The following is an 11,966-nucleotide window of genomic DNA, read 5'->3' as shown; positions in this document are numbered from 1 at the left end:
TCCGTTATGATCCCGTGAGAAATGTAAAAATTTTGTTAATACCCGCTACATTTTCCAACAAAAAGATAAACGGTTTTAGCATTCTCTCTACTAATATTATTTTATTGAAAACTAATACAAAAGTGTTCCCTGTTGCAGGCAGTATCCATATCTTTAAACTGGTCAAAACTCAAATCACCATGAAAACCCTTTCCCCACGGCTGCTCTGGATAGCAGTTATCTCCTTTATCATTGCTTCCTGTACGAAAGAAGAGATCACGCCACGTCCTGCTCCACCCGCAAAAGGTGTCGTAAACGAAGTAACCGCGACGGCTGTCTCTCTGACGGAAGATTTTGAATCGGGCACAAAGGCAGCCTACGCAGCTGCTAACGTAACACTTGGCAGCGGCAGCTGGTATTTCGATGAGGCACTTATCGGCAATCTGTCAACAGACGTTAAGACGGGCGCAGCGTCTGCCCGTATCCGGAACACAGGATCTATTACGATGAATTTCAATGCCTCCGGTGCGAACACCATCACCATTTCGCATGCGGTATTTGGCGCTGATGGAAGCAGTACCTGGCAGCTCTGGATCTCCACCGACGGTGGCAGCACCTATACCCAGACAGGCAGCACCGTTACAACATCGTCCACAACCCTGCAGACGGCTACCTTCACCCTCAGTATAACGGGGAACATCCGCTTATCCATACGTAAAGTATCCGGTGGCAGCAACCGTATCAACATTGACAACATTACCATCAGCACCGGCACTTCCGGCGGAGGTGGTACCCCGGGAGATAACAGTCATCTGCTGTTGGGCAATCCGAGTGGAGCAGTGGCCAGCACCTCCTACCCTACCAATTATCTGATGGATCAGACATATTACGTACTGTCCTACAATAATGTCAGAGGGACACCCAATTGGGTAAGCTGGCATATCAGCAGTTCTGACCTTGGCAGCGCAGCACGTCAGGACGACTTCAGAGCAAATACCAGCCTGCCTTCAGGATGGTACCAGGTAGGCGCCACCAGCTATTCAGGCAGTGGTTTTGACCGCGGACATAACTGTCCTTCCGCAGACAGGACATCGACCGTGACAGCCAATTCTTCCACCTTCCTCATGACCAATATGATCCCGCAGGCGCCACAGAACAATCAGCAGACATGGAATAACCTGGAAATGTACACCCGCTCGCTCGTTACGGCAGGTAATGAAGTGTATGTAATAATGGGAAACTACGGTACCGGTGGAACCGGAAGTAACGGAGGCACTACGACCACCATAGATAATGGTCATGTTACAGTACCATCCAACGTTTGGAAAGTAATTGTTGTCATCGCCAACGGCAATAATGACCTCAGCCGCATTACCTCTTCCACCCGTGTGATCGCGGTAAATACGCCCAACATCAACAGTATAGGAACAGACTGGAAAAGCTACCGTACCAGTGTAGATGCAATAGAAACCGCAACCGGCTATGATCTTTTATCCAACGTGCCTGCCAGCATCCAGCAGGTTGTGGAAGCACAGGTAGATAATCAGTAAGAACAGGAACTAAAAATTACGGATTAGAATCATGGAGAATATGGTGTGACGATTCCCACAGCATTTCAATCATGATTCTAATCCGTAGTTATGCGCTCTTAGTATAATTTCACATACCCGGATGTGTAACCACTTGTAAGCGTCTTGTTAGTGATCTGGTAGTAGTTGCTGGCGGTAGTACCGGAAAGTGCTACTGTAGCGAACTTAAAGTTTGCCAGCGAGCCTGTGCCCTCAGACACTACGGCACCATTCTCAAGGTAGATATAATACTTAGGATAGATCGTACCAACACCTTTCAGGGGAGCAATGAACACATTACTCCTTACAATGTTCGTGCCTGTCTGACCGGTATAGCCATTGATACGCAGGTTGTTACCCCCTGTATTAGCCACTGTGTTGTTCAGGAACTGTACAGCAGCACCGGCAGCACCTCTCATGCTCACGCCATCACCCACGTTATCAGCGAACAGGTTGTTCTTGATAATGTGATTGGTACCTGAACCATAGAACTGGCACAGTTCACCCCAACCATTACGAACGATGTTGTCGTGTGTATTGGTACCTGTTGTACGTCCACCGATCAGGATACCGCCATTGTGAGCAGAATTGTGCTGTGTAGCCCAATTGGTCACAGTGTTGGAATAGATCTCCACGTTATCCATCGCAGATGTCTGAATACCATCCAGACCGCTGTTGGATACAATGTTGCTGTAAATCTTCACACCATTCCATTTTATTGGCTGTACGTATGTGTGGCCTGCAGTCATACCAGCTGTAGTACCGTAGTAAGGTACGCCCGCTGTGAGATCCCAATAAGTTGCGGTATGGCCGAGGTACATCGCTTCATTCCTGGTATTGTTGATGGAAATACCATGGATGGACAAGTTGTACATGGTAGAGTTAGGATACGCAGTGCTAGCGTCACCACTAACTGGTTCTGTCTTCGCTACGATACCTGTACCACCATTGTTGATGCTTAGGTTGTAGACCTCGAAGTTGTCAGTATGGTTGCCCAGGTGAATGTTGAAATAGGCTTCTCTTGCAGTCGTGGTAGAACCGTTGATCACAAAATAAGCTTTACCATTCGGGCTACCCAGTTTAATGTGATGGCAATTAGAAAAATCAAATGCACATGGATAACCTCCTCCGGCCCAGGTAGGATCCCCGAAATAGGAAATGGAACCTGATGGATTCTGGAAAATGATAGGAGCAGTTGCTGTTCCGCTCATGTTAGAAATGAAAACCGCTTTAAAGGTTCCCTTCAAATTAATAACGTCACCTGGTTTATAAGTTCCGGCCTTATTGTCTATAACCAATCTTCCGTATGCATCCGGTACTAACGTAAATGTCCTGCCCGTTGTCGTGGTGACACTTGTTGCTGAATTCCCGATCGTCTTATCAATGCTTTCATCTGCTTCTTTCTTACATCCTACAATAAACGAAAGGAGTGCTGCTGCGGCAATAAGCGTATGCCGGCGGTAGTCATGTCTGATTTTCATGGTTTTTCTATAATGTTATGGTCATGCAAGCCGCATTCTTGCATATTCCCCCTGCAAGCGGCCTAGCGATATGGTTTAAATATTAAAAATTCCCTTAATGTTGTCTTACTCTGGTTTTTTCTCTAAAAATTGGCATTTTCTCTCTGCAATGCATTTAACTAATAACAATACCCCCTTTTTTTTTAAAAGTTTTCAAAAAACAAGCAAAAGTACTTTTTCCAAAACGAGGGCGAAGTTAAAATATTATGCGTGTAATAAAACTTTTTTTTCGCCCCAAAAGCCAGACTATCAATATCTAATATACAAAATAAATATACATAAATTTTCATAATGTGTTAATTTATCATAAAATAAATCTGGCTGGGAGAAATCGGACCGCTTAGTCTATAACGGGAAGGAATATATTTAAAATCACCCCTTTTCTAACGGAAAAGGAGCCCTTTGATCAAGCTTCTTTCTAACGGCAAAGAATATACAATAGAAATATTTAATACATAAGTTTATTTCATGCATCTTTTCCTTTCCATATGCCGGGTTTCAACATTTTCAGCCCTGGAAGCAGCGTTGAACAATCACCTGCTTCTGATTGTATCCAGGAAAAAAATATGCCCGTCAGTTTTTTTCCTGATAATAATAGCTTAACTGTCTGAAGTAATTGGTAGAAATGTTCAGGCTAAATTGTGCAATCATTAGCCTGATTACTGCTCAGGTAAATAAATATTCTCGTTTCTAAACACAACATAAAACATTGACAAACAACAATTAATATATCTGGAACCGTTTTTGCAAGCACTACAGTATAACCGAAGCACGAACCTATTTTTTTGAAAAACCTTTTTTCGGCAAAACATCTTTATATGAAGACGAAAGCACAATATGTTGTTGCAATTTGGCTGGCAAATTTTAACCATGAGAAAGAACTGCATAATTACCTGGAAGTAACGTACGATGAAGATGGCAACAGTCAGTCCGGATTCGGCAACGCTGTAGGACTGAAACACTTTGACAGCGACTTCCTGGAACATGCTTCTTTCAGCAATACAATGAACGCCGAAGAGATCATCAGTGGTGTTTCTTTTAGTGAATACTTTAAACATGATCTCACACCATTGATCAATCATGACTCATTATCTGCGCACAATACCATTATATTCCTGTTTGGCAAGCAGGATATATATGGCGCTATCAACGAGCATATATTCTCCCTGGCCAACATGCCCCAAAAGCAGTTGCCCTTCAGTTTTATTGGTACAATAAAATTTGAGATCCAAAACCAGTAGACTGGTCGTAAAAGACGGTAATAACAACGAAGGTCTCACAATATGTGAGACCTTCCCTTATTTAAGTCAGAAGACTAATGTACTTCTCCTTTATTCTTCTGGAAACTATAGATCAGGTAAAATAAAGCAGGCAGAATAAAAATGCTCCCTAACAATAAGGCTATCCCCAGGGACCAGATTGTTTTCTCCTGCCCCGCATGTTCCATCAGGGAAAGATACTGCCCTCCCTTCAGGATCACTATATTGGGATAGTGCCGTAAGGTAATAGCCAGCAGGATCATGGTCACCTGGAACCCCGCCAGCACGCGGATAATATACACTTTCCCTCTCTGTAACAGCAGGTACCACAACAATACCAGCGAGAGTATTGCTGCTGTCAGCGCAATCACCCCTATGGCATTGTCAAACAGCCATTCGTCAAGCGGAATATCTTCTGAATGTGCCGCCCAGAATACCAGCGCGCCAAACACTACCGCTGCCACATTCATCTGTTTGGCCTTACGTATAAAACGGATACGGCTGTTATCATCTTTTGTTTCCCCAATGATGAAGATAGCTGCCAGGTAACCACAAATGGCTACTGTAAAAAAGCCGACTGTTATCGAAAACCAGTTTAACCAACTGAAGATATAGGCAGAGAGAAAGTCTCTCGCACCTGTATCTATCCTGCCTGAAACAGCACTTGCTGCAATTACACCCAGGAAGAATGGCGTTACAAAACTGGAATACACAAAGATCTTATTATAAACCTTCTGCATATTGTCAACCACTGCATCATAGTGCCTGAAGGTAAAGGCCGTTCCCCTGGCGATGATACCAAATAACATGATCACCAGCGGAATATGCAGATGCGTGGATACCGTTGTATAGATCTCCGGAAAGCCTACAAACAACACCACTATTGCAATGATCAGCCACATGTGATTGGCCTCCCATACCGGTCCTATCGCCTGGTACATGGTCGTACGTGTATATTGCTTGTTCTTATTGGATGTGAATAATTCAATAATCCCTGCCCCGAAGTCTGCACCACCCAGTAATATATATAATAAAATGGCTGCCCATAAAAATGCGATCACTACGTAAATCATGATACTGAAATTTTATACTGAGGGTGAAACGTCATACAATTTATCCACCATTTTTATCTGCCTGTACAGGAGGAATGTTACGATCAGCGACAGGGAAATATACACTGCTGTGAAAATATAGAATGAATACACAATGCCCGGCATTGGTGTTACCGCGTCTGCAGTACGCATGATCCCGTTGATGATCCAGGGTTGACGTCCCACTTCAGTTACCGTCCATCCTGCCTCCACAGCAACAAATCCCATCGGCGTTGCCAGCACAAACAGACGTAGTAACCAGTTGTTCTGCAGCCAGCTTCGCTTCTTCCAGATCGCAACAAAATAACATAACGAGATAGCCAGCATCAACATCCCTAAACCTACCATTACCTGAAAAGCGTAGTGAGTGATCGCTACCGGCGGCTGATCCTGTTCGGGTATTCTATCCAATCCTGTCACAGGCGTCTGGAAGTCGCCATGCACCATAAAACTCAACATGCCTGGTAACTTAAGCGCGTATTTAACTTCCTTCGCCTTGCTATCCGGTATGCCCCCTACAATGAGCGGCGCGGCTGCTTCCGTGTGAAAATGTGCTTCCATCGCTGCCAGCTTGGCGGGCTGCCTTTTGGCCACATCCTTTGCAGATATATCTCCACTCAGCGGTTGCATCAGGGCTGCTATACAAGCAAAAACAGCGGCTATCCTGAACGACTGCATATGAAAACGTACATTTTTCTTCTTCAGGATCATCAGCGCATGAATACCCGCTACCGCAAATCCCGTTGCAGCAAAAGCGGCAATACACATATGCAGCGCCTGCGAGAACCAGGCATCATTAAACATTGCCTTTATAGGATCTATATTCAGATACTGCCCATTCACATAATCAAACCCTGCCGGACTATTCATCCATGCATTGGCAGCCACTACCAGTATACCAGATACCAATCCGCTTACACCCACAACCACACCAGTGAACCAGTGGAACCATTTATTAAACCGTCCCCACCCATACAGGAAAAATCCTAACGCGATGGCCTCTATGAAAAATGCCGTTCCTTCCAGTGAAAATGGCATACCAAATATCGGCCCTGCATGCTTCATGAACTCCGGCCATAACAACCCCAGTTCAAAAGAAAGTACCGTCCCCGATACCGCTCCTGTGGCAAAAAAGATAGCCACTCCCTTGCTCCACGCTTTCGTGATATTCCTGTATACAACATCATTCGTCCTAAGCCAGTAAAAGTGCGCAACAGCCATAAAAAAGGGCATCACCATACCTATACAGGAGAAAACAATATGAAACCCTAATGACAACGCCATCTGCGACCTGGCAGCGATAAAATCATCCATTGGTAAATTCAATTTACACCTCAAAACTACTAAATACAGAACAGGCGACTATGACAAATATCATTTCAGTATAAACAGGCATAAAAAAGGCGCTATCTGTATTAGCGCCTTCATATTAATAATCGTTAAACTGCGACTTCATCACCTTTTCTTCTTCCCGTATCCTGGTGACCAGCGGGATCAGGTAAATGGCCATTCCAACTACCAGCGTTATCCAGGCATGAAAGAACAACGCAAATCCGACCAGTTCCGGCAGCACACTCAGATAATAGTTAGGATGCCTCACCAGTCTGAACAAGGCTGATTTGTTGATCGTGTGATGTTCTGCCGGTGCAATGATCAGCTTCAACGTCCAGATATGCCGTAATGAATAGATCACATAGTACAATATGGCAACGGAAGCTGCAAAAATCGTCAATCCTGTATAACTGATATTATCGTAAAAGAATGCGCCTTTCATGGTGCCTTCTGTAATACAGGACAGGTAAAACAGCACATGGGAAATTATCAGCAACAGGGAATTCTTCTTGCCATATTCTACAGCGCCCATTTTTTTGAGCTTACGTTCATTGATACCAGAGATGACACTACTGATAAGACGTAAAAGAACAATTAGAAAAAATACGGTCAGGATAATGGTCTTCATGAGTAATTGTTATATTATTAGAAAAGTTTATTCTTCATACAAAAACCAGTCATATCCACTGATACGACGATATTCTTCAGGAACGGCCTTTAGCACCTCTCCATTTCCCGGAGAAGGATCGGCTGTTGGTTTATATGTCCGGATAAACTGTTTACTGTTTTCCGGATCTCTATAGATATATTCTATATTCTGCAAAACAGTATCATTCCACTTCAATTTATACAAACCTACCTGGCCGGGATGGCCATACCCTACTCCACGGACCACTTTTTCATCCGGGAAGAAATCCGGATTGATAAAATCATACTGGTGGTTTTATCAGCTACAGCGGCGATTGTCAATGAATCCTTCCGCTGTTCCGTCTGCATTCGCGCGTGACAACCAGTTACTATCACAAAGGATAGAAAATAAGCACTTCACAGTTTACCTGTTTTACATCACAAAATAATATAATTCTTCCGTAAGCCTGCTCCTTATTAAATACATTCTTTACCTGGAATAACAATTATCTTTCCGGATAAATGCCTGATAATGAAAACGCTATCTGACCGGTAACATTATTTTTGAGTTAGGCCGGGGCACTCACCGGCACCTGTCCCGGACCAATATTTGTACTGTTAGGCCGGGGTTTTCCCGTGACGTTACTTGTTATTGCAGTTGCCTTACCGGGTACGCACGCATATGGCGTTATAAAAGAGCGCCTGCCTCATTAAACGGATTTTAAAACAACAACATGAAGATTAAACAATTTGAAGATAAAGCACTCTCACAGTATTCATACGCTATTCTCAGCGAAGACGAATCGGCCCTTATACTGATCGATCCAGCCAGGGATATCCGTCCTTACATGGAGTATGCCACTGCCAATAACGCCAGGATCACGACAGTGATAGAAACACATCCACATGCTGATTTTATCAGTAGTCACCTGGAGTTACATGAACTAAGCGGCGCTGTTATTCATTGCTCGGCACAAACAGGCGCTGTTTATGCGCACCAGCCTTTTGACGATGGACAAACCATTACTTCCGGAGCTCTCTCCTTTAAGGCGATCAATACACCCGGTCATTCTCCTGACAGTATTTCCGTTCTGCTTATATATAATGGGGAAGATCATGCTGTTTTCACCGGCGATACGCTCTTTATCGGCGACTGCGGAAGACCTGATCTTCGGGAGAATGCAGGCAGTCAAAAAGCCCTCCGCATTGAACTAGCCAGGCAGATGTACTATTCTCTCCGCGATAAACTGATGGTATTGGCTGATGATGTGATCTTATACCCGGGACATGGCGCAGGCACCTTATGTGGCAAAGATATCCGCGAGGCAAGTCAGTCTACGATTGGTGAAGAAAAAAACAACAACTGGTCGCTACAGGAAATGGAGCCTGACCAGTTTGTCAGCATATTGCTGGAAGACCAGCCATTCATTCCGCAGTATTTCCCCTATGATGTGGAAGTCAACCGCCAGGGTGCACCGGCCATGAAAACTGCCTTATCGGGAATACGTATTACCAAGCCGGCAGCAAACTTCATTCCTGATGAAATCGTGATAGATACCCGGCCTGCTGCAGACTTTAAAGCAGGTCATCTGTCTGGCTCCTTTAACCTGATGCTGGACGGAAAACTTGAGACCTGGCTGGGATCAATACTTCCACCTCATGAGCCTTTCTATCTGCTGACAGCCGATACTATATCTTTACAACAGGCAATGGAACGCACAGCCAGGATCGGCTATGAACCATTTATCAAAGCAGGACTTATCCTGCGCACCGGATCTGAAAAACAGACACCATTTGATGCTGATTACTTTGCACAGCACAGAGATGAATATACTATCATAGATGTCCGTAATGCTGCCGAGGTAAAAATGAAACAGCTCTTTCCTCATGCAATCAATATTCCCCTGCCTGAACTACGGCTGCGACTGAAGGAAATACCGCTGGATAAACCCATCGCTGTTCACTGTGCAGGCGGATACCGCAGCGCTGCCGCCAGCAGCATTCTCGAAGCAGCTTTGCCGGATAATATGGAAATCACCGACATCGGTGAACATATCAAGTCATTCTAAGCAATCCGTCATTTTCAGAGGGATAGACCGCATCCCATACTTTTCAAAGGAATGTTGTTACTTTTTCATTGCGAGTGCAACCACGGAATATTTTCTGACCGGCCAATATAACTCCTGCACTGCGGCAGCATTGCCGCGCGGTCAGTTATATTGCCAGATTAAACCACCTGCACTTTATAATGAAACGTTTTGCAAAAACCCTTTTGTTGTCAGGTATCGCCAGCTTACTTTATGCTGACAGCCATAGCCAATCCTCCTGGAAGATGCAGCCAGTAGCCATACAGACCCGCTGGGCCAGGCAGGTCAACCCTGCCAGTGTATTACCTGAATACCCGCGCCCCCAGATGGTACGTGAACAATGGGTCAATCTAAATGGATTATGGCAATATGCCATTACAGACAAGGCTGCAAAACAGCCCTCTTCCTTCGACGGAGAGATCCTTGTCCCCTTCCCGGTAGAGTCAGCCCTCTCAGGCGTTAAAAAGCCTGTTCTGCCAACTCAACGGCTCTGGTATAAACGTAGCTTTGATCGTCCGGCTACAAAAGAAGGAGAAAGGGTATTGTTGCACTTTGGCGCAGTAGACTGGCAAACGAAAGTATATGTGAACGGTAAAGACGCAGGTCAGCATACAGGCGGATATCAAAACTTCTCTTTTGACATTACCTCCCTGCTGGTCAGCGGCCGGAATGAACTGGTCATTGATGTTTATGACCCTACGGATCAGGGGCCTAATCCACATGGGAAACAGGTGTTGGAGCCCAAAGGTATCCGCTATACGGCTACTACCGGCATCTGGCAGACGGCATGGTTGGAAACTGTTCCAGCGGTCGCCATTACCGGCCTGGTGATCACTCCCGAAGTGGATGAAGGCTATCTGTCGCTTACGGTCAATACTTCAGGCAGCACGGATTATACCATTGAAGCCATAGCCGGTACCGCCGGTAAAATGGCCGGCTCTGTAAAAGGGCCCGCCAATCAGCCATTGAAACTTCCGCTGCGTAATGCACATCTCTGGAGCCCGGAAGATCCTTTTCTTTACGACCTTTCTGTCAAACTGGTGAAAAATGGTACTGTAAAAGATAAAGTGACATCCTATTTCGGTATGCGCAAAATTGAGGTAAAGAAAGACGAGCAGGGACAGGAACGTATTTTCCTCAATAACAAATACACGTACAATCTCGGCGTGCTTGACCAGGGGTTCTGGCCGGATGGCATCTATACTGCCCCCACCGATGAAGCCTTGCGGTTTGATATTGCAGCTATCAAGGGTATGGGATTTAATACTATCCGCAAGCATATCAAAATAGAACCGGCCCGCTGGTATTATCATGCAGATAAACTGGGCATGCTGGTATGGCAGGATATGGTAACCTGCGCCACCCTGGAACCGGATGCCAAAGCAGCCTTTGAAGCTGAAAATAAGGCCAATGTAGACCAGCTGTACAACCATCCTTCCATCATCTGCTGGGTGTTGTTCAATGAAGGCTGGTATACTTACGATCAGCCTCGTCTGACGCAATGGTTACAGGAAAGGGATCATACACGGCTTATCAATGGTCATACCGGTGAAAACTATGGCAAGGATGGTCCGCAGGACCTTGCAGGCAAATGGGCCAACAGCGACCTTGCTGACATACATGATTATCCCGGCCCGGGAATTGCTCCTGCCCTGCCGGGCAAAGCCAGAGTTCTCGGAGAGTGGGGAGGAGTGGGCGTTCCTGTAAAAGGACATCAGTGGAATGCAGCCGCAGGATGGGGCTATGTCAAAATCACTCCTTCCGAAATGATTGACAAATACGCTTCCATGATTAAACGTCTGAGGACATACGAAACCGCCGGGCAATCAGGCTCCATCTACACTGAACCATTTGATGTGGAAATAGAGGAAAACGGCCTGATCACCTATGACAGGGAGGTTGTGAAAGTACCATTGGAGACTTTACGCCAGCTCCATGCGCCTTTCACAGCCCAGGAACGCAGTAAAATGTTATTGCCTGCCCTCGCATTAAAAAATGCAGATACTACATCCATACCCGATCCTCATCGCCGGCAGTTCCTTGCATTGCTGGAAATGGATGCCGATGTAAAGAAGACGGGGAACTATAAAACACTGACCGATACCCTGACCGATTATCTCAGTAACGGCGGCACCAGCTTCTCCCCTGCCAAAATCAGCAGCATTTCAAAGAAGGTTTTTGAAGGTACGAATGATACAACGCTGCTACATCAGGCTTTAAAATGGATGGAAAAAGCCGTGGACATGGAAAGAAACTCATTTACTATGAGTACTTATGCCAATCTGTTATATAAACTGGGGCATAAAGAAGAGGCTTTGAAATGGATGGATAAAGCAGTTGTGTTGGCGCCGGAAAGTGAACAACCTGATTACCAGGTGGTGATGGCTAAAATGCAGAAAGGCGAAAATACATGGCCATAACATACACCAGCTCACAATAAGAAAGAGCCTGCATCTTACTTTTGATGCGGGCTCTTTTGTCAGGGTACCTGATGAAATCAGGT

At 45.3% G+C, this 11,966-nt stretch carries 9 protein-coding genes; 4 read left to right on the top strand and 5 right to left on the bottom strand.

The features are described 5' to 3' along the window. Window positions 1–179: 179 nt before the first annotated feature. On the top strand, window positions 180–1,529 hold the full coding sequence (locus F3I09_RS29370) for a DNA/RNA non-specific endonuclease (protein ID WP_149698622.1): 1,350 nt from the start codon (window positions 180–182) through the stop codon (window positions 1,527–1,529). Between the two features lie 98 nt (window positions 1,530–1,627). On the opposite strand, the gene F3I09_RS29365 is transcribed toward F3I09_RS29370, so the two are convergent. Continuing rightward, entirely contained in the window at window positions 1,628–3,028 is a 1,401-nt protein-coding gene (locus F3I09_RS29365; RefSeq protein ID WP_149698621.1) for a right-handed parallel beta-helix repeat-containing protein, read from the bottom strand. An 857-nt stretch (window positions 3,029–3,885) separates the two neighbouring features. Between F3I09_RS29365 and F3I09_RS29360 the strand changes: the two genes are divergently transcribed. Then, window positions 3,886–4,308, top strand: coding sequence for an immunity 22 family protein (locus tag F3I09_RS29360; RefSeq protein ID WP_149698620.1), 423 nt, complete (start codon window positions 3,886–3,888; stop codon window positions 4,306–4,308). 74 nt (window positions 4,309–4,382) lie between these two features. Here F3I09_RS29360 and F3I09_RS29355 read toward each other — a convergent pair whose 3' ends face one another. The 4 genes from F3I09_RS29355 to F3I09_RS29340 all read right to left on the bottom strand — a co-directional run bounded on the left by F3I09_RS29355 (window position 4,383) and on the right by F3I09_RS29340 (window position 7,644). Further along, entirely contained in the window at window positions 4,383–5,399 is a 1,017-nt protein-coding gene (locus F3I09_RS29355; protein ID WP_149698619.1) for a cytochrome d ubiquinol oxidase subunit II, read from the bottom strand. Window positions 5,400–5,411: 12 nt separating this feature from the next. Then, complete coding sequence (locus F3I09_RS29350) at window positions 5,412–6,731, bottom strand: cytochrome ubiquinol oxidase subunit I (RefSeq protein ID WP_149698618.1); 1,320 nt, start codon at window positions 6,729–6,731, stop codon at window positions 5,412–5,414. 115 nt (window positions 6,732–6,846) lie between these two features. After that, complete coding sequence (locus F3I09_RS29345; protein WP_149698617.1) at window positions 6,847–7,377, bottom strand: isoprenylcysteine carboxyl methyltransferase family protein; 531 nt, start codon at window positions 7,375–7,377, stop codon at window positions 6,847–6,849. Window positions 7,378–7,404: 27 nt separating this feature from the next. Continuing rightward, window positions 7,405–7,644 carry a hypothetical protein gene (locus F3I09_RS29340; RefSeq protein WP_149698616.1) on the bottom strand — a complete coding sequence of 80 codons (240 nt, stop codon included), beginning with the start codon at window positions 7,642–7,644 and terminating at the stop codon, window positions 7,405–7,407. A gap of 466 nt (window positions 7,645–8,110) precedes the next feature. Here F3I09_RS29340 and F3I09_RS29330 point away from each other — a divergent pair, with 466 nt between their 5' ends. Next, window positions 8,111–9,445, top strand: a complete 1,335-nt coding sequence (locus F3I09_RS29330) for a rhodanese-like domain-containing protein (RefSeq protein WP_149698615.1) — start codon at window positions 8,111–8,113, stop codon at window positions 9,443–9,445. 179 nt (window positions 9,446–9,624) lie between these two features. Continuing rightward, the gene (locus F3I09_RS29325) at window positions 9,625–11,883 is read left to right on the top strand and encodes a sugar-binding domain-containing protein (RefSeq protein ID WP_149698614.1); all 2,259 of its coding nucleotides are present in this window, start codon (window positions 9,625–9,627) and stop codon (window positions 11,881–11,883) included. The last annotated feature ends 83 nt before the right edge of the window (window positions 11,884–11,966 follow it).

The sequence above is a fragment of the Chitinophaga sp. CF418 genome (genome assembly GCF_900142925.1).
In the GTDB taxonomy this organism is placed as follows: domain Bacteria; phylum Bacteroidota; class Bacteroidia; order Chitinophagales; family Chitinophagaceae; genus Chitinophaga.
Note: the sequence above shows the minus strand (reverse complement) of the source record. Positions and strands in the feature narration are given on the sequence as shown.